General features: G+C 68.9%; 19 protein-coding genes. 8 read left to right on the top strand and 11 right to left on the bottom strand.

Going from position 1 to position 23081, the window contains the following annotated elements; translation table 11 throughout:
* Nucleotides 1–76: 76 nt before the first annotated feature.
* Genes ACWDX9_RS25575 through ACWDX9_RS25565 form a run of 3 tightly spaced genes read right to left on the bottom strand, consistent with a single transcriptional unit; the run spans nt 77 to nt 2554 of the window.
* A complete protein-coding gene (locus tag ACWDX9_RS25575) occupies nt 77–1372 on the bottom strand; it encodes an FAD-binding oxidoreductase (protein ID WP_449957970.1) in 1296 nt (431 codons plus the stop codon).
* 31 nt (nt 1373–1403) lie between these two features.
* The gene (locus tag ACWDX9_RS25570; protein ID WP_449957968.1) at nt 1404–2108 is read right to left on the bottom strand and encodes an SDR family oxidoreductase; all 705 of its coding nucleotides are present in this window, start codon (nt 2106–2108) and stop codon (nt 1404–1406) included.
* Nucleotides 2102–2554 (bottom strand): carboxymuconolactone decarboxylase family protein, encoded by a 453-nt coding sequence (locus ACWDX9_RS25565; protein ID WP_449957966.1) that lies wholly within the window; start codon nt 2552–2554, stop codon nt 2102–2104. Before ACWDX9_RS25565 ends, ACWDX9_RS25570 begins: the two co-directional genes overlap by 7 nt.
* 133 nt (nt 2555–2687) lie before the next feature.
* Here ACWDX9_RS25565 and ACWDX9_RS25560 point away from each other — a divergent pair, with 133 nt between their 5' ends.
* The 3 genes from ACWDX9_RS25560 to ACWDX9_RS25550 all read left to right on the top strand — a co-directional run bounded on the left by ACWDX9_RS25560 (nt 2688) and on the right by ACWDX9_RS25550 (nt 7859).
* Nucleotides 2688–5798, top strand: a complete 3111-nt coding sequence (locus ACWDX9_RS25560) for an AfsR/SARP family transcriptional regulator (protein ID WP_449957965.1) — start codon at nt 2688–2690, stop codon at nt 5796–5798.
* Nucleotides 5799–6184: 386 nt separating this feature from the next.
* Nucleotides 6185–7276 (top strand): serine/threonine protein phosphatase, encoded by a 1092-nt coding sequence (locus tag ACWDX9_RS25555; protein ID WP_449957963.1) that lies wholly within the window; start codon nt 6185–6187, stop codon nt 7274–7276.
* Between the two features lie 70 nt (nt 7277–7346).
* The gene (locus ACWDX9_RS25550; protein ID WP_449957961.1) at nt 7347–7859 is read left to right on the top strand and encodes an NUDIX hydrolase; all 513 of its coding nucleotides are present in this window, start codon (nt 7347–7349) and stop codon (nt 7857–7859) included.
* Between the two features lie 278 nt (nt 7860–8137).
* Here the strand turns inward: ACWDX9_RS25550 and ACWDX9_RS25545 are convergent, their stop codons facing one another.
* Together ACWDX9_RS25545 and ACWDX9_RS25540 are read right to left on the bottom strand one after the other, a co-directional pair.
* Entirely contained in the window at nt 8138–8983 is an 846-nt protein-coding gene (locus ACWDX9_RS25545) for an SMP-30/gluconolactonase/LRE family protein (RefSeq protein ID WP_449957959.1), read from the bottom strand.
* A gap of 269 nt (nt 8984–9252) precedes the next feature.
* Complete coding sequence (locus ACWDX9_RS25540) at nt 9253–9924, bottom strand: TetR/AcrR family transcriptional regulator (RefSeq protein WP_449957957.1); 672 nt, start codon at nt 9922–9924, stop codon at nt 9253–9255.
* A gap of 157 nt (nt 9925–10081) precedes the next feature.
* Here ACWDX9_RS25540 and ACWDX9_RS25535 point away from each other — a divergent pair, with 157 nt between their 5' ends.
* Nucleotides 10082–11305, top strand: a complete 1224-nt coding sequence (locus ACWDX9_RS25535; protein ID WP_449957955.1) for an oxygenase MpaB family protein — start codon at nt 10082–10084, stop codon at nt 11303–11305.
* 213 nt (nt 11306–11518) lie between these two features.
* Complete coding sequence (locus tag ACWDX9_RS25530; RefSeq protein ID WP_449957953.1) at nt 11519–12904, top strand: SPFH domain-containing protein; 1386 nt, start codon at nt 11519–11521, stop codon at nt 12902–12904.
* 92 nt (nt 12905–12996) lie between these two features.
* Here ACWDX9_RS25530 and ACWDX9_RS25525 read toward each other — a convergent pair whose 3' ends face one another.
* Nucleotides 12997–13854 (bottom strand): SIR2 family NAD-dependent protein deacylase, encoded by an 858-nt coding sequence (locus ACWDX9_RS25525; protein ID WP_449957951.1) that lies wholly within the window; start codon nt 13852–13854, stop codon nt 12997–12999.
* Between the two features lie 63 nt (nt 13855–13917).
* A complete protein-coding gene (locus tag ACWDX9_RS25520; protein ID WP_449957949.1) occupies nt 13918–14151 on the bottom strand; it encodes a hypothetical protein in 234 nt (77 codons plus the stop codon).
* Between the two features lie 604 nt (nt 14152–14755).
* On the opposite strand from ACWDX9_RS25520, the gene ACWDX9_RS25515 reads away from it, so the two are divergent.
* Entirely contained in the window at nt 14756–15511 is a 756-nt protein-coding gene (locus ACWDX9_RS25515) for a hypothetical protein (protein ID WP_449957947.1), read from the top strand.
* A 157-nt stretch (nt 15512–15668) separates the two neighbouring features.
* On the opposite strand, the gene ACWDX9_RS25510 is transcribed toward ACWDX9_RS25515, so the two are convergent.
* The 4 genes from ACWDX9_RS25510 to ACWDX9_RS25495 form a co-directional block, all read right to left on the bottom strand.
* Complete coding sequence (locus ACWDX9_RS25510; protein WP_449957945.1) at nt 15669–15998, bottom strand: hypothetical protein; 330 nt, start codon at nt 15996–15998, stop codon at nt 15669–15671.
* A gap of 145 nt (nt 15999–16143) precedes the next feature.
* Nucleotides 16144–17379, bottom strand: a complete 1236-nt coding sequence (locus tag ACWDX9_RS25505) for a WD40 repeat domain-containing protein (protein WP_449957943.1) — start codon at nt 17377–17379, stop codon at nt 16144–16146.
* 253 nt (nt 17380–17632) lie between these two features.
* Nucleotides 17633–18313: a hypothetical protein gene (locus ACWDX9_RS25500; RefSeq protein WP_449957942.1), complete on the bottom strand. Its 681-nt coding sequence runs from the start codon at nt 18311–18313 to the stop codon at nt 17633–17635.
* A gap of 455 nt (nt 18314–18768) precedes the next feature.
* Nucleotides 18769–19539: a hypothetical protein gene (locus tag ACWDX9_RS25495; RefSeq protein ID WP_449957940.1), complete on the bottom strand. Its 771-nt coding sequence runs from the start codon at nt 19537–19539 to the stop codon at nt 18769–18771.
* Nucleotides 19540–19869: 330 nt separating this feature from the next.
* Between ACWDX9_RS25495 and lepB the strand changes: the two genes are divergently transcribed.
* Nucleotides 19870–20520: a signal peptidase I gene (lepB, locus tag ACWDX9_RS25490; RefSeq protein WP_449957938.1), complete on the top strand. Its 651-nt coding sequence runs from the start codon at nt 19870–19872 to the stop codon at nt 20518–20520.
* A gap of 316 nt (nt 20521–20836) precedes the next feature.
* Nucleotides 20837–22912 (top strand): NAD-dependent DNA ligase LigA, encoded by a 2076-nt coding sequence (gene ligA, locus ACWDX9_RS25485; protein ID WP_449957936.1) that lies wholly within the window; start codon nt 20837–20839, stop codon nt 22910–22912.
* Nucleotides 22913–23081: the final 169 nt, after the last annotated feature.

Below are 23081 nucleotides of genomic sequence, written 5' to 3'. Positions count from 1 at the left end.
GGCGGGTGCCGGTGCCGCCGCCAGGGCGGCCACCAGCGCGGCGGCAGTCGCGATTTTCAGCATGTTGGTGCTCTTTTCAGTCCAGGACGGGGAAGTTGGCGCGGAAGACGCCGTAGGGATCGCGCCGGCGCTTGATCTCGCGCAGCCGGGCCAGGGTGTCGGTGGGGAAGGCTTGGGCGGCGTCGTCCGCCGGGGCGAGGAAGGTGTACGGCTTCCGGCCGCTGACCGCCTCACCCAGCGCCTCGACCAGGGCCGCCTGCCTGGCCCGTACCGCATCGGCAAGGTGGGGCAGCCGCAGGCCGAGCAGGTAGAGCATGTACGGCTCGGCCAGCGCGCCACCCGCGCCGCCGGCGGGATCGGCCTCGGCCAGCGCCCCGCCGAGATGCCGGACCTGTAGGTTCAGCAAGGGTGCGAGTTCGGCCTCCGCGAGGGCCCGCACCGGCAGGTCGGTCAGAAGTTCGGTGCGGGCCAGCATGGGGCTGGGCTCGACCGGCTCGGCCGCGATCGTGCCCAGGTCGGCGATGTCCATGGAGCCGCGGCTGTCGGAGAGGCTGCCGCCGATCTCGTCGAACGCGGTCAGCAGCGCCTTGGCCTCGGCGTCGCCACCGAGGTAGGTCACGTCCACGGTGACCAGCGGCGGCGCGGGCGGCGGCGGCGCCATCCGGTTGATCCACACCGACAGCTCGCGTGGCGCGTCCGCGGTGATCCGGCGGAAGGCGTCGAACACCGCACCGGCGTGGGCTGCAGGCCAGGTGACGCGCCCGCCGTACACGCTGGGAGCCGGGTACAGCGCCAGCTCGATCGAGGTGACCAGCGCGTAGTCGCCGCCGCCACCGCGCAGCGCCCAGAACAGGTCGGCGTCGGAGTCGCCGGTGACCCGTACCTGCTCGCCGTCGGCGTCGACGATCTCGAAGGCGCGCACCGAGTCGGCGGCCCAGCCGTACATGCGGCCGAACCACGAGACGCCGCCGCCGGCGACGAACCCGGCGACCGTCACGGCCGGGCTGCTGCCGGCCGGGCCGGTGAGGCCGTGCCTGCCGCTCTCGGCCAGCAACCGGCCCCACCGCACTCCGGCGCCGACCCGGGCGACGCGCGCCCGCGCGTCGACCTCCACCCGGTCCAGGCGGCCGGTGCGCAGCAGGATCACGCCCTGCGCGTCGCCCGAGGCGCCATGGCCCGACGGCTGGGCGGTGACCGTCAGCCCGGCTTCGCGGGCGTACCGCACCAGCGCCGCCACATCCGCCGCGTCCTCGGCCTCGACGACGGCGGACACCGGCTGGTGGACGCCCACCGCCCACGGGCGGGCCGCTTCGTCGAACCCGTCCTCGCCGGGAAGCAGCACACGCCCCCGGACCGCATGACGTAGATCCATAGCTGTCGTCTCCTTACGGGATCACCTGGGGTTACCAGGGAAGAGGGCCTTCGTGCTGGACGAAGGCGGCGGTGGGGCCGTCGGCGTCCAGCAGCGCCATGGCCACGATCGGCGCGGCTCCCTCTTCAGGGGGCTTGATGCCTTCGTTGTGGTTGATGTCGGTCTTGACCCAGCCCGGGTCGACCGCGTTGACCTTGATCGGGGTGTCCCACAGCTCCTTGGCGTAGGACACGGTGATCATGTTGAGGGCGGCCTTGGAGGAGCAGTAGACGAGGTTGAGCATCGGCCACAGCGGATGGGCCTGGTCCAGGGTGCGCCCGATCGAGCCGCGTTCGCTGGAGACGTTCACGATGCGTCCCGCGGGTGAGCGGCGCAGCAGCGGCAGCATCGCGTTGGTGACCTCGATGACGCCGAACACGTTCGTCTCGTAGACCTGGCGGGCCTGCGGGGTGGTGGCCTGGCTGGGCGGCCCGTCGTCGAAGGTGATCCCGGCGTTGTTGACCAGGATGTCGAGCTTGCCGTACTCCTGCTCGATCCACTGTGCCGCGGCTCGGACGCAGGCCGCGTCGGTGACGTCGAGCCGTACGTACGGCAGGCCGAGCCGCTCGGCCGCGGCGCGCCCCCGCTCCTCGTCACGAGCACCGATGATCGCGGTGACACCCGCGTCGGCGAGCTGGCGTGCGATCTCGGCGCCGATGCCCTTGTTCGCGCCCGTGACGAGCGCGACCGCTACCATGCCGCACCCGCGACCTGCCGGGTGGAGGCGTTCAGGCGGTTCCACAGGTTGACGGTGGAGATCGTCATGATCAACGCGGCGAGCTCGGTCTCGGAGTAGAGGTCGGCGACCTCGTCCCACAGCTCGTCGCCGACCTGGCCGCCATCGGCGAGCCGGGTGACCTGCTCGGCCAGTGCCAGCGCGGCGCGCTCGGCGTCGGTGAAGTACGGCGCCTCGCGCCACGCCGCCACGGCGAACAGCCTCTCGTCGCTCTCGCCCGCCTTGCGCAGGTCCTTGGCGTGCATGTCGACGCAGACGCTGCAGCCGTTGATCTGGCTGGCCCTGAGCAGCACCAGGTCCACGGTGACCTTGGGCAGCCCGGCCTGGTCGGCGGCCTTTCCGAGGTCCAGGAGCGCCTTCATGGCGCCGGGGAGGACGAGGGCGGGGTTCTTCATGCGTGCCTGCATGGGAGCCTCCTCATGCGTGGTGATCGACTGATGTGGCCAGCATGGGGAGGGCGATCCATACGATCGCGATGCGATGTCGATGCATCGCCTATGGGGGCCTCTGTTACTAAATGGGCAAATGTATGATTCGCGGGTGGATGTGCGGCTGACGATCCTCGGCCCGGTCGAGGTGTCAGCCGGTGACCGATCGCTTCCCGCCCTGGCCCCGCGTCACCGCGCGTTCCTGGGCTACCTGCTGCTGCACGCCGGCGTCGTGCTGAGCGTCGAGCGGCTGATCGACGCGATGTGGGGGCCGACGCCGCCGGACACGGCCCGTGCGCAGGTGCACGCCGCGTTGACCGCGATCCGGCGTACGCTGCGCGCCGCGGACGCGGTCCACCTGGTGCAGACCCGGCCGGCGGGATATGTGATCAGCCCGAGGCCGGGGCAGCTCGACCTGCGGGAGTTCGCCAGGCTCGTGGCCGAGACGGACGCCGGGCTCGTGACCGAAGCGGACGCCAGGCTCGTGGCCAAGGCGGACGCCAGGTTCGTGGCGTATGCGGGCGCCGGGCTCGTGACCGAGACGGACGCCAGGCTCGCGGCTAAGGCGGACGCCAGGCCGGGCGCGGCCGTGAGGACGCTGCGGGAAGCGCTCGCCCTGTGGCGCGGGCCCGCCTTCGCCGACGTCCAGGCCTACTTCGCCGAGGGTGCCAGGGCCCGGCTGGAGGACCAGCGGCTGGCCGCGATCGAGCGGCTGGTGGAGCTGGAGCTCGCCGCCGGAAGGCACGCGGAGCTCATCGACCTGCTGGCCACCGAGCTGGCCGCGCATCCCTTGCGGGAACGGCTGGCCGGGCAGCTGATGCTGGCCCTGCACCGCTCCGGACGTCAGGCGGACGCGCTCGCCGTCGGCCGCGACTACCGCCGCAGGCTGGCCGAGGAGCAGGGACTTGACCCGGGCCGCGCCTTCCTGGCTGTGGAGGAGACCGTCCTGCGCGGTGACCCGCCCACGGCTGCCGCCATCCGCCCCGCGAAGCCCACCACGGCCACCGCCATCCGGCTCACAGAGCCCGCCACGTCCGCCAGCATCCTGCCCGCAGAGCCTGCCACGTCCGCCGACATCCGGCCCGCAGAGCCTGCCACGTCCGCCGACATCCGGCTCGCAGAGACCACCGCACCTAACGGCATCCGGCCCGCAGAGACCGCCGGGGCTACCGGCATCCGGCCAGCGCAGGCCGAACCGCCCGCCACCGCGACCAGGTCCGTGGTGACCAGGCCGGTGGCGGCGTTCCTTCCGTACGACATCGCCGACTTCGCCGGCCGTTCCGTCCAGCTGGTGGAGCTGTGCGAGGGCGGCGCCTCCCAGGCGGTGACGATCGCCGCCATCGACGGCATGGCCGGCATCGGCAAGACCGCGCTGGCCGTCCACGCCGCGCACCGGCTCGCCGACCGCTACCCCGACGGTCAGCTCTTCATCGACCTGCATGCCCACACGGCGGGCCAGCGCCCGCTCGGGCCCGCCGAAGCGCTGGAGGCGCTGCTGCGGCAGCTCGGTGTGGCGACCGAGCGCATCCCCGCGTCCATGACGGAACGGGCCGCCTTATGGCGGGCCGAGCTGGCCGGCCGCCACGTGCTGTTGGTCCTGGACAACGCCACCGACACCGCCCAGATCCGCCCCCTGCTGCCCGGGGCCTCGAACAGCCTGGTGCTCATCACCAGCCGCCAGCGGCTCACCGACCTGGACGCCGCGCGAACCCTCTCCATGGACGTGCTGCCCCTGCCCGACTCCGTCGCGCTCTTCACCGGCATCGTGGGCGAGCGCGCGGCCGCCGAACCCGAGGCGGTCGCGGAGGTCCTGCTGTTGTGCGGGTTCCTGCCGCTGGCCGTACGGATCGCCGCCACCCGCCTGCGGCACCGTCCCCGCTGGAGCGTCGCCCACCTCGCCGAACGCCTGCGGGACGAGCGCCGCAGGCTCACCGAGCTGGCCAGGTCGGAGCGCGGTGTGGCGGCCGCGTTCACCCTGTCGTACCGGCAGCTCACCGCCGACCAGCAGCGGCTCTTCCGCCTGCTCGGGCTGTACCCCGGCCGCGACATCGAACCTCACGCGGCCGCCGCGCTCGCCGATCTCCCGGTGGAACGCACCGAGGATCTGCTGGAGGACCTGCTGGATGCGCACATGCTCCAGCAGCGCGCCTTCGGCCGCTACACCTTCCACGACCTGCTCCGCCACTACGCCGCGCAGCTCGCCGCCGAGCAGGAGCCGCCGCATGTCGGGCAGGCGGCGCTGACCCGGCTGCTCGGCCATCAGCTGTCCACGGCGGCGGCCGCCATGGACGTCCTCTACCCCGACAGCGCCCACCGGCGACCGCGCATCGAGCGATCCGCGCCGCCGGTCCCCCTCCAGGACGCGCCGCAGGCACTAGCCTGGCTGGACGCCGAACGGGCCAACCTCGTCCTGGCCGCCGATCGCGACCTGACGCACACCGGCCTGCTGGCCACCACGCTGTACCGCTACCTCTACGACCACGCCCACCACGACGATGCGCTCGCTCTGTACGGCAAGGCACTGCAGGCCGCCCGCCACCGCGAGGATCCGACCGGCGAAGGGCGGGCACTGACCGATCTCGGCTGGGTACACCAGGTGCAGGGCAGCCATGACGTCGCCCGTGACCATTTCCAACAAGCCCTGGCCGCCTGCCGTACGTCCGAGGACCTGCGAGGTCAGGCTCGGGCGCTGGTCGGCATAGGCCAGGTGAGTACGGACGAAGGCGAGCACGAGCGAGCCAGGGAGGCGAACCTGCGCGCCCTCGAGCTGTTCCGCGAGATCGGCGACCGGTTCGGCGAGGCCGTGACACTGGACTACCTCGGCATCGTCCACGAGCGGCTGGGCCAGTACGCACGCGCGGCCGACCTGCATCGCCAGGCGCTGGAGCTGTCCCGGGAGATCGACAGCCGAGGCGGTGAGGCCGACGCCCTGGACAATCTCGGCGTGGCCTGCACCCGGCTGGGCCGCCACGCCGAGGCCCGTGACCATCATGAGCAGGCGCTGGAGCTGTATCGGCGCTTCGGCTACCGCCGAGGCGAGGCCAAGGCACTCAACAACCTGGCCGAGGTCGCGGCGACCACGGGCGATCCCGGCCAGGCCGTACGCCTGCGCACTGCCGCCCTCGACCTGGCCGTGGAGCTGAACAACCGGGGCGAGGAAAAGCGCGCCCGCCAGGCCCTCGCCCGGCTCCTCCCCACATCGGAACCCTCCGGCCGCATTTGATCGGCACGTGTCACACCGCCGCACAACCGATGATCGCGATGACGATCCACTCATCCCACTGACCAGCGGGCCCACCGCGACGAGGGACTCGCTGGCGGCGGCCGCAGTGTGCCTGGTCCGCCGCTCGTCGCGGGCGTGGTCGCGACCCTTCTCCCACATAAAGATCCGCACCGGCACTCTGGTGTTCTGCGGCACCGAGGTGGCACTTCTGCGCAGAGACCTACATCGTGCGCGGCACCCACCAAAGCGCCGCCTCCACCTAAGCCGCCACGACCGGCATCACTGTTCTCCGACACTCAAGATCGCCACGGAATGAACCCAGAAAGGCCCATCCCCGACAGGTGTAGCGTCTGACACGCGAAGTTGATCACGAAGGGTGGCTGCCATTGGACCTGCAAGACACGCGGCTGGACATGTCTCACGGTGAGCGTGTCAGTAGATACAGCGAGGTCGCGAGCGCGTTGGCGTTGCACAGTGACCGGCAGCTCGGCGAGTCACTGGAGCAGGCGCAGACTATGGGCTCAGGGATCGGTGGTACCTCGGTGCTGCTGGACATCGACGGCGTGCCGGTCTTCGCGAAGCGAATCCCCCTGACCGACCTGGAGCGCCGCGCGGGCAACGTGATGTCCACCGCGAACCTGTTCGGGCTGCCTCCGTTCTGCCAGTACGGGATCGGTGGGCCGGGCTTCGGCGCCTGGCGTGAACTCGCGGCCAACGTCATGACGACCAACTGGGTCCTGGCCGGGCGCAGTGCGGCCTTTCCGCTGCTGTATCACTGGCGGGTGCTGCCGGGTGCGCCGCCACCCATCGATGAGCACGCCGACGTCGAGGCGGTCGTACGGTACTGGGATGGATCGCCGGCGGTACGGGATCGTCTCCACGCCGTTGCCCGGGCCTCGGCCGGCATCGTGCTGTTCCAGGAGTTCATCCCCTACAACCTCGACAACTGGCTCGCCGCTCAGCTCACCGCCGGCCAGGACGCCGCGATTGCGGCGAGCGCCATGGTCGAGTCGTGCCTGCGCACCGACGTGGCCTTCATGAACGGCCAGGAGTTGATGCACTTCGACGGCCACTTCGGCAACATCCTCACCGACGGTGAACGCCTGTACATCGCCGACCTCGGACTGGCGACCTCCCCTCGGTTCGACCTGTCCACGCAGGAGATCGAATTCCTGGAACGCAACCGTACCCACGACATCGGTTACGCGCTGATGCGCCTGGTCAACTGGCTCGTCACCAATATCTGCGGGGTGAAGGTGCCGCAGAACGGCATACCGGCACAACGCAACGAATACATCCGCGCGTGCGCGGACGGCACGGACCCCGCCGGTGCCCCGCCGGCTGTAGCCGCAGTGATCGGCCGGTACGCACCCGTGGCGGCGGCCATGAACGACTTCTACTGGGACCTGTACGGCACCCGCAGGACAACGCCGTACCCGAGCGAGACGATCGAACGCGCCATGAGCGCAATGCGCTGATCCTCACCCTGACCGGGGTCTTCTCGCTCCCTCATATCACCATCCTGAACATCCGTGTGGAGATGACGCGATGAGCGAAGTGATCTCTCGGGCGTCAGCCCGGGTTCTGCTGATCGACCCTGCCGGCCGGATCCTGCTCTACCGGGGCAGGTTTCTACAGGTAGAGGGTCTGCGCTACGCCTGGTTCACGCCGGGAGGAGGCGTGGATCCTGGCGAGAGCGCGCAGCAGGCCGCCGCCAGGGAACTGCGAGAGGAACTCGGGCATGTCGTGGTCCCGGAGGCACTCGGCCCGGTGGTGGCGACGAGCGAGGGCCCGTGGTCCGAGGGCAGGCGGCGCTTCTTCTCCCGCGACTTCTACTTCGTGCTGCGTGTGAATGGGCTGGACGTGGATACCTCCGGCATGGATGAGGAGGAGCGGGCGGTGACCGACCGCTTCCACTGGTGGACCCAGGCCGAACTGGCCGGGCCACCCCCGGACGGAGAGGAGGTCGTGCCCCGGGATCTCGGCCCACTGGTGGCACGGCTCGCGGTCGGAGACCTCCCGGCCTCGCCGATCGTCCTGCCGTGGCACCTACGGGGATGATCGGTAAAGCGGGAAACGCAGACGGTGTCGCATGTGACGCCGGGAGAGCACCTTGAGCAAGAACCGGAGTCGGGCGAGACAGTAGCTGCCTCTCGTCCGGACCCAGGCCACGGCGCTGAGCCCGGGCGACAACCTCCGCACGGGTCCCATCCATGTAGGCCGATACCGCCCCCTTGATGCACTGCTCCGCCGGCCAAGCCCGGTGCAAGCGCCGCACCCAGGAGCGCGGCAACTCGACATCCAGGACGCTCGGCCACTCGCGTAGTTGCGGGGAACGATCAGGGCCTGCCGGCACCAGGCACAGAAACGGAGAAGGTCAGGATCTGTCCGGTACGAGGTCCGGTGGTCAGCCGCTGGAGGTTGTCCGTGACGCCATCGGACTGGCGCCACTCGGCGGTCAGGACGAACAACGTACGCCGGTCCGGACCACCGAGCATCAACGCGAACGGTGCCCGGTCCTCCGGCAGTTCGATGCGTTCGAGGATGTTGCCGCCCTCGGCGACGCGGGCGATCGAGGACCCGCCGGTGGAGACCCATACCGCGCCTTCGGCGTCCAGGCAGATGCCGTCCGGGGCGACGCCGTCGGCGAAGATCCGCCGGTTGGACAGCCCTCCGTCCGCATCGATGTCGAACGCGGTGAGCCGCCCGGCGAACGACTCGGAAACGATCAGCGTCCGGTCGTCGGGCGTGATGACCATGCCGTTGGGAAACTGGATGTCGTCGGCGACCTGGCGCAGTTCGCCGTCTGGCGTGACGAGCTTGATGTAGCCGGGCTTGGGCGCGCCGCCACCGGCGAAGTCGAAGTCCGCCCCGTTGATGTAGATGTTGCCGCGCCCGTCCACGACGATCTCGTTGCCACCCTGTTCGGCGACGGTGACCGTCGACCCGTCCGGCTCCTGACGGCGCAACTTGTCCCCGGTCATCAGCAGCCTGCCGTCGGGCAGCCAGTCGATGGAGTACCCCATCGGCACCGGGCCCCGTACGGATGCGACCTCTGACTTGCCGTCAAGGTCGACGGCCACGACTTCCCTGTCGATCCAGTTGCAGAACCACAGCCGGTCCTCGTGCCACCGCGGCGACTCGGGAATCCCCAGGCCCGTCAGCAGCACCTTCGGCTTGGACATGACGCCTCCTCACTTCGCCCGACTGCTCCGACCGCAGCCCGGCTTTCCTGCCCTTTACACGAACGACCTCCTGTCCGATCGACACGATGACCTCAAACCTGCGAATGTTTCCGGCAGATGCTCGACGGACGGGCCGTTCAGCTGCGTCGGACCCGCCGCCGGGAAGCCGTCGTCTTCCTCGTGCCGCGACTCGATCAGCCAGGCGGCGTCGGCCATCTCGTCCCGTACGAGCCGCCCCACCCCGCCCCGTCCATCGCCGAGACCGAAGCTCAGGCCGGTGGCTCCAGCATGGGGACGAGGAACCGCCGGGCCACCGCGGCCAGTTGCTGGTCGTCATCCAGGTTGATGACGGCACTGGGGATCGTCAGGAAAGAGGTGGAGATCCGCACCATCATCTCGGCCACGAGGTCGACGTCAAGGCCGCTCGACACGTTACCCGCGCGTTGCTCGCTGCGGAGCTGGCCGGCGACGAAATGCCGCACCGTGGCGAGGGTCTGCCCCCCGTCGGCCGTCATGGAGGGGACGAGCAGATCCGGTTCCGTGGCGATGAGTCCGCCGATCAGCGGGTTGCCGCGAATTGCCCGCAATGAGCTCACGAAGCCCAGCACCACCCTGTCGGCAGCGGTGCCGGCTTGTTCGATGTCGATGAGGAACTGGTCGAAATAGCGGCGGAACTCCCGGCGTACCACGTGTTCGATCAGTGTGTCCTTTGTGTCGAACCGCCGGTAGACCGTGATCCGCGACACCTTCGCCAGCCGGGCGACGTCCTCCATGGTGGAGCGCCTGATGCCCATCCGGCAGAACTGCTCGTACGCCGCGTCAAGAATGCGCGTCCGCAGCTCGTCGCTGTCGTCGACGCGCTCGACGGCATCGACATAGGCGCGCTGGAGCAACGAATCCGAGTCCGACAGCGCCATGAATCCGGACAGCACCGATTCCACGATCGCCTCCTGTAGGAATTCTGCCTCAAACGTGGGCCTTGTGATGCTCGTCACACTGTGCTCTGATGATGATACACAGACTCATGATTTGTTTCTCAGTATCATCCATTTCTCGCATGCCCGGAGCGGAACCCCCCACCTCGAAGGAGTGCAGAGCATGGCAGAGTTGAGCAGGCGCAAGGTGCTGATCTCGGGCACCGCCATGGGAGCGCTCGGCGCGTTAGGGATGATCTCCCCGGCCCAGGCGGACTCCCTGTCCGGCGACTGGACCTGGCCGGCCAGCGGTTCGATCGCGGGTTCCGGCAGCGGCGCCGACCCCCGATGGGTGTGGGACGACGTGGCCGATCCGCTCCTCGCCTCACTGTTCGACCGCGGTGTCATACCCGAGGTCAACCGGCTGCTGTACGACTGGAACCGCAACGACCAGCCCCTGCCCGCGGGGCTGCCGGAGGATCTGCGGGCCTTCATCGAGCAGGCGCGTCAGCTGCCGTCGTGGGCCGACCCCGCCCTGCTGGATGCAGGGGCGCGGTTCCACGCGCTCAAGGGGAACTACATCGTCGTCCTCACCATCGTCGGCGCCGGGATGCTGGCCACCGCCATCCCCAAGGAGGCACGCGCCGTCTATTACTCCGCGGGCGGTGCGGATCTGAAGGACCGGATCGCCAAGACGAACATCCTGGCGTACGCGGTCAGACCCCAGAACGCCTGGGGCGCCGGCGGCACGGCCGTGGTCGAGGCCGTGAAGACCCGGCTGGTGCACGCGGCGGTGCGGCACCTGCTGAAGTCGTCTCCCCACTGGTCCGGCCCTATCCCGATCAGCCAGGAGGACATGCTCGTCACGTGGCACACCCTGGCGACGTACTCCATGCGCGGGATGCGGGAGTGGAAGGTGCGCATCTCCTCCACCGAGGCCGCGGGGTACCTGCACTCGGTGCAGATGCTGGGGCACATGCTCGGCATCAGGGACGAGTTCCTCCCCGCCACCTGGGACACCTCCTACACCCAGTCGGACCTGGTCCTGCCCAGGAACATGGGGCCGACCACCGAGGGGGTGGAACTCAACGCCATCCTGCGGGACATGCTCGCGGAGCTGACCAGCCCCGGCGGCGTCGACAAGCCTCTCGTCAACGCGTTCTCCAGGTACCTCACCGGCAACCAGGTGGCCGACTGGAACGGCATCCGGCGCGAGCCGCTGTGGGACCCGGTGGTCAAGAGCGCCTGGCCGCTGCTCGTGCAGTTCCGGGAGGGTCTGATCGGGCTGCCGCTGGTGCCCGCCGCCGCCTGGCTCCTCGACGAGGCGGTCAAGAAGTGGACCACGTACTACCTCACCAAGGGGGCCCAGACCAAGATCGTGATTCCGACGGGCAACCGGCCCGGCTGATCACGGCCGTCGCCGCGCGGAAGGGCACCGCCCTGTTCTCCTCCACCTCTGAACTCGGCCCCGGAGAGAGACGGTTGAACGGTTCGTCCGCGCGGCCCCTCGGGTCCCACACCCCCCGCAACGGCGTAGGGCATCGCGAGCGGATCGCGGGTTGCGGTGCTTCGGCGGCGTAGGCAAGACTCGGCGGCAGTCGTGAGGTGAGCGGAGGGGACGATGAGCACCGCTGACAAGGGCAACGCCTATCTGGAACGGGTCGTCGCGCAGCAGGCGGTGCTCGAGGACGACCTCAGGGCACGCCGCGCCGCCCCCGGCGAGCCGGCTCCCCCGGCGGGGCCGCTGGCCAAGCGCGAGCGGGCCATCGGCGGGGCGGCGCCCGACACGGCGGCCCCGGGCCCGGTGGACGTACGGATCACCGGGTTCTGGCGCTGGAAGAACGTGCTCGTCCCGCCCAACGCCTTCGTGGTGCACACCCGGCGTGGCCGCGAGAAGCCCCTGCACGTCGGCCTGGGCGTGTCGTTCCGCTTCAACCCGTCCACCGACTCGTTCCTGGTCGTGCCGGGGGCCACCCAGACCATCCTGATCAACGCCTACTGCGTCTGCCGCGAGCTCCAGGGTGTGCTGGTGCAGGGGTACGTGCAGTGGATCATCCAGACCTTCCCCGTCGCCTACCGCAAGCTGGACTTCAGCGATCGGCAGGACCCGATGCGGCTGGTCAACCTCCAGCTACGGGAGCAGGCGGAGGCGGCCATCAAGGACAAGGTCGCGACCATGGGCGTGCGCGACGTGCTCAGCGACAAGCAGCCCATCATCGAGGAGCTGACCGCCCGCCTGCGCGCGGTGGCCGAGGGCGAGGACGACAGCGACCAGGGGCTCGGTCTGCGCATCGTCACCGTCCAGATCAAGGAGGCCGTGGTCAGCTCGTCGCGGCTCTGGGAGAACTTACAGAAGCCCTACCGGGCCGAGCAGGGGCAGCTCGCCCGCCTGGCCGAGCTGCAGTCCGAAGAGGCGATCACCCAGCGCGAGATGGCGGCCGAACGGCTCAAGGAGACCCAGCGCCTGGAGAACGAGCGGGAGCTCGCCGGGCTGCGGGCCCGTAACGAGGCGTGGCAGTTCGACACCGAGGTGGCCGAGCGGCTGCGGCGCACCCAGCGCCGGCACGACGACTCCAGGGCGGTGGCGGAGTTGGAGACCCAGACGACCCTGCACGCACTGCGGATGGAGCGCGAACGGCACACCGAGGAGACCGAGACCGGCAGGCTCCGGATCGCGCGGGAACAGGAACTCAAGAGCCTGGAGCTCGCCGGCGAGCTGGAGCTGGCGCGTTCCCGGGCGCTGGCCGACCATGAGCGGGCGCTGCTGGACGTGGAGCGGCTGCGGATGCGGGCCGACATCGACAACCAGCAGTCTCCGGCCAGCCTGCAGGCCAAGCTGATCGGCTTGCTGCCCGAGATCATGGCGCAACTCCCCAAGCCGGAGGAACTGCGCATGGTGTCGATCAACGGCAGCGACCGGACCACCGTGTCGGGCCTGCTGGCCGAGCTCGCCGCCATGGTCGGAGTGCTGCGTTCCGCGATCGACCGGGACACCCCGGCCTCCTGATCGGCGAGGTTCCCCGCTGTTCGCTGTTGTGGCGGGCCCCGGTCCGCCCGCGCCGGCTCGGTGCCGGGAGCGGGCGCACGCCGACCGGCCAGTCACCGCAGGGCTGCGACGTGCAGTTCGCGGAGCACATCACCGAGAACGGCGGCGGCGTCGCCGAGCACTTCTTTCTCGAACGTCGAAGCGCTGTCGCTCCATGGTTGGGCGTTGACGAGCACCCGGACCGTGCCGGGTCGGCAGAACTCGATGAGCCCGGCGGCAGGGAACACCGTGCCGGAAGTGCCGATGGCGATCCACACGTCGGCGTGGCGGGAAGCCTCGATCGAGGCGCGCATCTTCTTGGCGGGGAGTTGCTCTCCGAACAGAACGACGTCGAGGCGCGCGATGCGTCCGCAGTGCGGGCAGTTGGGCACGGTTTCGTGGATGTCGTCGTCGAACCAGGCGCCGTTGCGAGCGTGGCATGCCTTCCGGGAGCAGCGGGTGGCGAATGCGTTGCCGTGGAGTTCGGTGACGTTCGCGGATCCGGCCCGGGTGTGGAGCCCGTCTATGTTCTGGGTGGCGATGTGCACGTCGAAATGGGCTTCGGCGGCGACCAACGCCTCATGCGCCGGGTTGGGTTGGGCGATGGATGCGGCGTGGCGTAGTTCGTTCCAGTGCTCCCATGCCTGCTGGGCCTTGCCGTGCCAGCGGGAGGCGGTCGTGAGCTTCGCGATGTCGGGGTTGCGGTCCCACATGCCGTTGCCACCTCGGTACACGGGCAGCCCCGAGGGGGCGGAGATCCCGGCTCCCGTGAGGACCGCGAGCCGAGGTTTGCGCTCAGCGATGGCAGCATCAGGCATACGATCATTGTCGGCCTTGGCAATGTCTCGTACCACCGCATTTCCATAGCTCAGCGACCTCACCGTCACGAACCACCTCGAGGTAAACACCACGCACAACACGGGCAGCTTCACGACCGACAGCACGCTGACCGCGAGTGGCATCGACTTCGAAAAAGGCGTCCTCGCAAACTCGCTTCATACAGTGGATCTGATTGTCGGAGTCGCCTCCCCCGGAAATTGGGCGATGACAGCCGACGCATACAGTGGAGTCAGGCTGTGCAAGCCGCCGCCCATCGACGACAACTGCCAGCCGCAATGGATTGGCACGCCTAATTGTTCCTGCAGGTTCTGGTCGGCGATCGGGTGCAGTGACCTTCCGGGCTGATTGTGGCCGATGAAGACCAGTCCATCGGCGAGCAGCCCGTACAACGCCTCTGATCGAGATCGAGATCCTGCCGATCGACAGCCGCAGCCCGGCGTGTTCGCCTCTCCGGGCTGCCCGTCCTGCCCGGCTGCGGCCGGTCACGCGTGCCGCACCGTGCCCGTGTGGCCCTGACCCCGGCCACCGTGGTGCTGGGGCGGATCTCCGGGCGCTTCATGACAGCCGACGGCCGGCCCGCGAGTGGCACTCTGATCCACCTCCGTCGAGCTGCTCCCAGGGGGCGAGCACCTCTCCCCTGGCAGGCACCCACCGGCTGGGTCTGCCATGCCCGAGCAGTAAACAATGGCAGGCGGAATGATGAACGGAGGGGGTGCACGGCTGAAATTTTAGGTCGCTCTAAATTGCCGTATATGCATGCTTACAAACCCGTGGCACATTGCGGACACCAGCCTTGTCAAGTCGGATTCACAAGCGCACAGTCGAAGCAAACAATCCGGCCCTGGAGGACACATGAACGAAAAGGGCGCACCAAATCCCCGCAGCAGAATCGCAATAAGACGTCTCTTATCCGCTGGCCTCGCGATATTCGCCGCCGCCTTCCTCGTCGCGCCGCCCGCAGCGGCCCTGGCCCTGCCGACGCCGAAGGAGTTCGTGTCGAACCTCGACCTGGAGTGCTTCAAGACCACCGCGTACCAGCCGCCGGCCACCACATTGGTGCTGCGCCACCTCAACCCCGTGCTCGGCAACCTGCCAACCGTGCAGGTCACGCTGGGCCAGCGCGAGCAGCTCTGCGTCCCGGTGGCCAAGAACAACGTCATCCCACCGCCGAATGTCCTCGACTACGTCAGGTTCGTCGACCTGTCGTGCTACCGGGTGACCGGGCCCTCGATCAACCAGAATCTGGGGCTGCGCCACCTGAACCCGGTCCTGCAGAACGTGCCGGGCATCAGTGTCACGCTGAACGCGCCCCAGCATCTGTGCGTGCCGGTCGCCAAGAACGGCGTGGTCCCCGCCCCGGACATCCTGCGGGTCATCTCGCACATCGACCTGCTGTGTTACGCGCACCAGCCGAACCCGTCCATGAACCTGCCCCTGACCCTCACCCAGCTCAACCCCGTGCTGGTCAACCAGATCCCCACCCAGACCGTCCAGGTCACCGCCGCCCGCCAGCTCTGCGTCCCGGTGCAGAAGGCCCGTGACGATATCCCGCCGGACGTGCTCGACGTCGTACGGTGGGTCGACCTGGAGAAGTTCGACATCAGCAGCCCGGCCATCTCCCCGGTGCCGCTGACCCTGAAACACCTGAACCCGGTGCTGGGGAACCTGCCCCCCGAGGAGCTCAGGCTCACCGGCGCCGCGCAACTGGCCGTCCCCGTCTCCAAGAACGGAATCGTGCCGCCCGGCTGATCTTCCTCCGCGACCGGGCCAGCTGACCGGCCCGGTCGCGCCCGCCGCGTAAGGCTCCGCCATGGGATCGCCTGCCAACGTACCCTCGGCGGTATGTCCGCCTCCTGCTGCGACCCCTCTTCGTCGCTGAGATGGGTCAGGAGAGCGGGTGCTTGAATCAGCGGGCCGCCGCCCGGTCATAGATCGCGCGTAACCACGGCCGGCGAACCGCCGGCAGTCGCACAAGCGTGTCGCGGAACACCTGCCAGTCGGGACTGAAACGGTCGTACGGCAACAGCGGCGGCGGATCGTCTCGGCGTACGTCGGCGGGTATCCGGTTCGCTGCGGGGAGAAGCCGCCGGTCATCATGGAAGGCCAGGTACGTCCACACCTCGGCGGCCAGCGGCACCACCGCCTCCGCGCCGGACGGCAGCTTTCCGGTCGGGTGCCCGCGACGTGGACCGAACGGCTTGCGTGCTCGTCCGGTGGTGAGTCGAGATGGATCCACGTCTCGCGGACCCGCGCAGGAAGCGCCTCTCACAGCAGGGGCATGCAGTACGTGGTCGACGGGCTTCTGCTCAGCACCGGCGAATCCGAGTCACCGACCCCCAAACAGCCCATCGAGCCGACAGCAGTCGCCCGGGTGCCGGCGATCAGCTGCCGGGCTTGGTGAACTCCACGCCGTCGAACCGGAACACCGTGGTACGGCCGGGGTAGTCGCTGACCGCCAGAAGTCGGCCGTCGGCGGAGAAACCAACCTCCTGGTACCAGCCTGACCGCTCGCCGGGTACGGCGAAGTGCGGCTCCAGCGGTTGTCCGGTGGCAACGTCATAAACGATGACCGGGCCACTGTGGAGAACGCCGGCGAGCAGGCTGCCGTTGGGTGACAGCGCGAAGTCACTCAACCGCTCGCACCCCTCCCACTCGTCCTCGATCGCCCAGCACAAGGCACCGGATGCCACCGAGACGCCGAAGCATCCTGACGTCGCGCCGCTCGCGACAAGGATCTGCTCGGCCCCGTCGAACGCCAGCTTGTCGAACCGGTGGCTGATCCCCTGGAATCCCGCCGGAAAGGGGAACGGGGCGGCGAGCACCCGCTGACCGGCGTCGACATCCCAGATCTCGAGGTCGTACTCCGTATCGCGGTTGTCCGGGTCGTGGGCGAGGCCGAGGAGCCGGCCCGACGGCGACAGCGCGGCGGTGGTCTGGAAGCGCTTGCCTGCCGGAAGATCGAGGCACGAATCGCCGTCCGGGCCCAGCACTCGCAGCGCGTGATCGTTGTCGACCACCAGCATCCGCCGGCGGGCGGCGTCCCACCCTGGCCGGGTGTAGGGCAGGCGTTGGACATGACCGGTGGCGAGCGCCACCGTGTAGCTCACCTCCGCCATGGAGATCGTGTCGCGGACGGTGAACGTCAGGTGCGATCCGTCCGGTTCGAACATCACGGTATGGATCAGTGAGTACTGGTACGCATCGGTGTACACCACCTGGCGCGCGCCGGTCCGTAAGTCGACTGTCTGCACATCGGAGCCGGCCGCCCCGATCCGGTCGGGGATGCCGCGGGCGACCGCGACGGTGTGGCCGTCCGGGTGCAGAGCGATCGCCACGACGCCGTTCGTCGCCCGTGTCACGCACTGTACGACGACGTCGCCCGGTTCGCTTGCCGCGACGTCGCGGAGCAGGGCGTACCCGTCGCGCATCTTCTCGGCGACGACCTTCTCCAGGGCCTCGCGCGCCGCGTCTCCGTGATCGAACGACTTCGTGCGCCCCTGAGGCTTCCCAGTACCGGCCCACCAATTCCGGTGCAGCTCAGCCCCGTCGATCCGGAGTTCCAGGTACTTGGGCTTCGAGGTACCGGGATGGGTCAGGAGAATCTGGTCACGATCCACCCGCGGCATTGTAGAGGTCTCCAGCGCACAGAGTGGGCAGCTCAGCTCAGCTACTCCTCCTCGGGTTCGAGGTCCCTTCTCGCAGGTCAGAGCGAGATGATCTTTTCAGGTACGCAAAGCACGCGGACCGGCCTTCAAGGCATGTCGCGGCCGTGCGACAACGCGCCGTACGCGTCGGCGATCTGCAGCCCGAACAGCGCGAAACCCACCCGCATACCTGGTCGGCTCGCAGCGCCACACCTGCACCAACTGCTCAGGACAGCCAGTTCCGTACGAGGGCGAGCATCGGGTTGGACAACCAATTGACGATGAATGCGACCAGAATGCCCAAGAGGAAGAAGACGATTTGCGTGACGAACCCCCTGCGGTTCTGTCCGGTGAACTGGCGTCGCAAGACGTCGTCGAGCGCCTTGACCTGTTCGGGCGTCAGCGCCGCCAGCCGTTCGGTACTGTCCACCTGCGCGCTGAGCTGCTGAAGCGCGACCAGCCGCTCCTGCAGGTAGCGCTCGAGCTCGCGCGAGACCGCCTGCGCCTCTTTGACCATGTCCTGCAGCCTTTTGACGCGCTCGGTCAGGATAAGCTCCCGCCGCGCCACCCGTTCCCGGCGACGGGCCAGCAGCGTGGTCACCCCCCAGAAGGAACCGCCGACCGCGGCGATCGCTCCCGGCACGCCGAGCGCGACCCACCAGTAGAACCTGTCGAGCAGCGCCTGCCCCGCCGGTTTCTCCATGTCAACGCCTGCCAGCGACCCGACCAGGCCGATGACGAACGGCGTGCCCACCACCACCCATGCGATGAGGCCGCCCACAAGCCAGAGGCCGACTTTGGCGTCGTCATCAGCCGCAGACCCGTCCTGCGCTTTCTCGGCAGAAGCGCCGGGCCGGCCGCTGGACGGATTGTCGGCCGGAGGCTCGTCTTCAGAGGGCGACGTCATTGCTACAGAGTGCGATCCGGGGACAGCGCATGGCAAGCCCTCCGCCGTGATGCCGCACGCCTGAGTCCGTCGCAGAGCGTCGAGTGGGAGCTGTGGGTTCTGGCCCCGCGTCAAGACTCGCGCGTACGCCGTGTGACGCCGACCTGTGGTGGCCGCTATGGACCCGCGGGAGGCCAGGCTCTCGAGGTGGCGTTGCGGGCCGACGAGCCCGGGTGCGCAGACATTCACACCTTTACGTGACAGGTCATACCGGTTGAGTCACGGCGGGTGTATTGCCGCTGGCAGCGGCCACGCCGCCTGGACGATCGACTCAGCGGCGGCTGACCGATGCTGTAGGAGTGACGGACCTTGAGGGTGGACCCGTCGCGGTCGCGCAGCGAACCGGGCCACGCCGAGCCGGCTGAGCTCGGCGTGGCCGGTGGTACCCGGAAGTAGTAGCGAAGCCGGCTCCGGGATCAGCCGGCGACTTGGCTTTTCGGTGGCGCGGAGACGCTGACCTTCGAGCCCCATCCCGAGTAGCTGGTCTCGGTGCTGAAGCGCCCGTCCCCTACCTCGACGCCGTCGGCGACGTGGGTGGAGGCCAAGTGCGAGGTGAGGAGCTTGCGAGGGAGATTGTCAGGGCCGAGCGTGAGCCTGTACTCCACAACGGTCTTGTCGCCCTCGCTGAGCGGCGATGACGCGCGGAACCAGGGTGACGCCTTCGCCAGTGCCGCGTAGGTGAGTTTGCCGGAGTACGTACGGCCCTGCTTCTTGCCTTTGAGCAGGACCTTCAGCGTGGCGGGCTCGGCCGGGTTCACCAGCTGGGAAAAGGTGCCGATGTAGCTGCCTGTCATGCGCAGGGGGTCCACGAGGTACTTCTTGCCATTGGGCACCTCGCCGTACATCGGGTGCGTGGTCCAGCTCTTGCCGTCGACCCAGATCGTACGCCCGCCGCTCAGGGAGTACATGTAGTCGAAGATGCCGCCGGTGTGCTTGTTGTAGTCGGTGGTGATGTCGGACGCGGCGATGCCTTTCTTGCCGAACTGCCACTTCCCGGACCGCCGAAGGAACGTGATCTTCTCCGAGTCCTGCAGTAAGGACGTGACGTCGGTGAACTTCACCCCCTTGCCCGCCTTCAGCTTGCCCTGCAACGTCTTGACCGGGTCCGCCGAGGCGGCCTGGGCGGGAGTAGTGGCTATGAGCATGGTCATGGCGGACACGACGGCCCCCACGATCATCCGATTCATGAGATTCCTTTCCATGGAGATCGCAGATTCTGCCGTTCCTTGATCACGACCTGGTGAACGCGGAGTCCTTCATTGGTCAGATACAGGCTGCCGGTGCACGCTGGTCGATACTGTCGGTGGCAGGCTCCTGCACGGTCACGAGCAGCCCGCCCAGCCGTTGAATTCGTGACCGGCTTGATCGCCGCCGTCACCCTGCGCCCCGGTACCTGCGGCCGAGCATCACGAGGCCGCCGTCGCAGCCGACCTGTTCGCTCCCTTGATCGCTGTCGCGCCGCGCGGATCTGCAGAGCCGTGCCCCGGATATCAGGCGTTGAATGCGAAAACCGCAAATTGGGCGCGGTCACGGGCGTTGAGCTTGGCCACGGCCAGGTTGCTGTGGGTTTTCGCGTCAGTGAGCCAGTCACCATGCGGTTCGGCGAGCGTGGCATAGCCCTCGCCGGGCTCACCGTTCGGGATAATGCGCTGGTGATTCGCGTACGTACAACCGCTTTATCTTTCTTGCTCCTACTGGCTTCCACTGCTGGTTGCGGAGGTGTCGGCACGTTCACCATCACCATGTCGGGTGAGTCGATGGAACCGACGATCAAGGCGGGCGCGAACCTGTCGCCACGCAGCACCGATGGAAACTACGCTCCCCACCTCGGCGACGTCATCGTTTATCGAACCCCCAAGAACTGGGCCAATGCCACGCCAGGTGAGCTACACGTATCACGGGTCATCGGCGTACCGGGGAGCACGGTGAACTGCTGCGGTCCCCAGGGGCGGCTCCAGGTGAACGGCAAGGCGCTGGACGAGCCCTACCTTGCCGCTCCTCCGGCCTCGCATCTGCGGTTCGAGGTTCAGGTCCCGCCCAGCCGGCTCTGGGTGATGAGCGACAATCGTCACGCCGCTCTGGACTCTCGCACCCACCTCGCCGATCCCGGCAACGGGACCAGCGGCATCTCCGACGTCGCCGGGGTGGTGGATCCCGCGAGACGGTAAGCGTCCTCGCCACCTGCCGCCGGGGCCCGGCTGCATCGCGGTCGGTTGTTCCAATCGGATGTCGTCAGCCTGATGGCATCTCCGGGGTCTCGGAACGCACCCACTTCGCTCGCGCCGTGTCACCATCGCAAACCACTTCATGGTGCATGAGGAGACTTTTTCGGGCTCGGTGTAGGGGCGGGGTAGCCTGGCGGCCGCTGCGCCGTCATGAGCGCCGATCCGTGCCGGGGCAGCGTCCGAGGCGCCGCAGTCCGATCGCCGGTTTGGAAGGGGTCTGGGTCTCGGAATTGTCGGTGGCTACCGGCATCGTAGTGCCATGACCGAGACGCCGCCCTTCACCGTCCTCGCCGATGACACGGCCTACGCCGAGGCCGTTCAGCTCGCCGTTGACTCCGCCGCCGCCTACTACGCCGACGGCACCTCCACGCTTGACGACGACGCCTACGACCGGCTGGTGCGGGGCATCCAGGCGTACGAAGAGGCCCATCCCGAGGCGGTGCTGCCGTCGTCGCCGACCGGCAAGGTGGCCGGCGGGGCCGTGGTGGGCGACGTGCCGCACACGGTGCCGATGCTGAGCCTGGACAACGTGTTCGGCGCCGAGCAGCTGGCCGACTGGGCGGCCTCGCTGGAGCGCCGGCTGGGCCGTCCGGTGACGGCGTGGAGCGTGGAGCCCAAGCTTGACGGGCTGGCGATCTCGGCCCGCTACCGGCATGGCCGCCTGGCCCAGTTGGTCACGCGGGGCGACGGCAGCGCGGGCGAAGATGTCTCACACGCCATCGGCACCATCGTCGGGCTGCCCGACCGGCTGGCCGAGCCGGTCACGGTGGAGCTGCGCGGCGAGGTCATGATGACCGCCTCCCAGTTCGAGGAGGCCTGCGCCAAGCGGCAAGCCCACGACGGCACCACGTTCGCCAACCCGCGCAGCGCGGCGGCGGGCACGCTGCGTGCCCAGGACAGGCCGTACGTGTGCGAGCTGACCTTCTTCGGCTACGGCGTGCTGCCGCCGCCCGACGACCACTCCGAGCTGGCCGTACGGCTGCGCGAGCTGCCGCACAGCCAGATCATGGACTGGGTGGCCGCGCAGGGTGTTCAGACCACCGCCGCCACGCCGGTCGCCGGGATCGTGGCCGACAGCGTTGAGCGCGTGCAGGAGCGGGTGGGGGAGATCGCGGCGGTCCGCGCCGAGCTGCCGTTCGGCATCGACGGCATCGTGATCAAGTGCGACCTGGCCGCCGACCAGGCCGAGGCCGGATTCAGCTCGCGGGCGCCCCGCTGGGCCATCGCCTACAAGCTGCCCGCCACGGAGAAGATCACCAAACTGCTCGCCGTGGAGTGGAACACCGGCCGCACCGGCATCATCGCCCCACGCGCCGTGCTGGAGCCGGTCGAGCTCGACGGCAGCATCGTCACCTACGCCACCCTGCACAATCCCGCCGACATCGCCCGGCGTGGCCTCATGCTCGGTGACAGCGTGACCGTCTACAAGGCGGGCGACGTCATCCCGAGGGTCGAAGCGCCGGTCGTGCATCTGCGCACGGGTGAGGAGCAGCCGATCGAGATCCCGGCGGCCTGCCCGTCCTGTGGCGACGCCATCGACAGCTCCCAGGAGCGGTGGAGGTGCGTGCGCGGGCGCCAGTGCCGCGCAATCGCCTCCATCGTCTACGCCGTGGGCCGCGACCAGCTCGACATCGAGGGCCTGGCCGAGAACCGCATCAAGCAGATGCTGGACGCGGGCCTCATCGCCGATTTCGCGGACCTGTTCTTCCTGACCCGCGATCAGTTGCTCGGCCTGGAACGCATGGGCGAGACCAGCACCGACAACCTGCTGGCCGCCTTCGATCGGGCCAAAGGCCAGCCGCTCAGCCGGGTGTTCTGCGCGCTCGGCGTGCGCGGCACCGGCCGCTCCATGAGCCGCCGCATCGCCAGGCACTTCGGCAGCATGCAGGCCATCCGCGCCGCCGACGCCGAGGCGATCCAGCAGGTGGACGGCATCGGCCCGGAGAAGGCCCCGGTCGTGGTGGCCGAGCTGATCGAGCTGGCCCCGCTGATCGACAAGCTGGTCAAGGCCGGCGTCGCCATGACGGAGCCGGGCTGGACACCACCCGCCGAGCCTGGTGACGCGGAGGCCGACGGCGCGTTCGAGCTGCCGCTGGCTGGGATGTCCGTCGTGGTGACCGGCGCGATGAGCGGAGCGCTGGAGGCGCTGAGCCGCAACCAGATGAACGAGCTGATCGAACGCGCGGGCGGCAAGGCGTCCTCCAGCGTCTCGGCCAAGACGTCGCTGCTGGTGGCCGGCGAGAAGGCCGGGTCCAAGCGGGCCAAGGCCGAGAGCCTGGGCGTGCGGATCGTCGATCCGGAGGAGTTCGCCACCCAGGTCAGCGCCTTCCTGTGAGCGCCCTGGCGGCACGCCGGGACGCGGTGTCCCGGCTGGCCGGCTCCAGGGCCGTACGGTTCTTTGTGCCGCGGCTACGACTGACTGGATGAGCGCACAGCGCAGCCCGGTCCTCGGCGGGGCGAGCTGGAGCGTCGGCGTCGCCCTCACCGAGGGCACACCCCCGTGA

The sequence above is a fragment of the Nonomuraea sp. NPDC003201 genome (assembly GCF_053590415.1).
This window is presented reverse-complemented; position numbering and strand designations above follow the sequence as displayed.

Excerpts from the sequence above, each read along its gene's own strand:
- ACWDX9_RS25575 (WP_449957970.1), bottom strand. The coding sequence starts at position 1,372 with ATGGATCTACGTCATGCGGTCCGGGGGCGTGTGCTGCTTCCCGGCGAG.
- ACWDX9_RS25570 (WP_449957968.1), bottom strand. The coding sequence starts at position 2,108 with ATGGTAGCGGTCGCGCTCGTCACGGGCGCGAACAAGGGCATCGGCGCC.
- ACWDX9_RS25565 (WP_449957966.1), bottom strand. The coding sequence starts at position 2,554 with ATGCAGGCACGCATGAAGAACCCCGCCCTCGTCCTCCCCGGCGCCATG.
- ACWDX9_RS25550 (WP_449957961.1), top strand. The coding sequence starts at position 7,347 with ATGAGCGAAGTGATCTCTCGGGCGTCAGCCCGGGTTCTGCTGATCGAC.
- ACWDX9_RS25545 (WP_449957959.1), bottom strand. The coding sequence starts at position 8,983 with ATGTCCAAGCCGAAGGTGCTGCTGACGGGCCTGGGGATTCCCGAGTCG.
- ACWDX9_RS25535 (WP_449957955.1), top strand. The coding sequence starts at position 10,082 with ATGGCAGAGTTGAGCAGGCGCAAGGTGCTGATCTCGGGCACCGCCATG.
- ACWDX9_RS25530 (WP_449957953.1), top strand. The coding sequence starts at position 11,519 with ATGAGCACCGCTGACAAGGGCAACGCCTATCTGGAACGGGTCGTCGCG.
- ACWDX9_RS25500 (WP_449957942.1), bottom strand. The coding sequence starts at position 18,313 with ATGACGTCGCCCTCTGAAGACGAGCCTCCGGCCGACAATCCGTCCAGC.
- ACWDX9_RS25495 (WP_449957940.1), bottom strand. The coding sequence starts at position 19,539 with ATGAATCGGATGATCGTGGGGGCCGTCGTGTCCGCCATGACCATGCTC.
- ligA (WP_449957936.1), top strand. The coding sequence starts at position 20,837 with ATGACCGAGACGCCGCCCTTCACCGTCCTCGCCGATGACACGGCCTAC.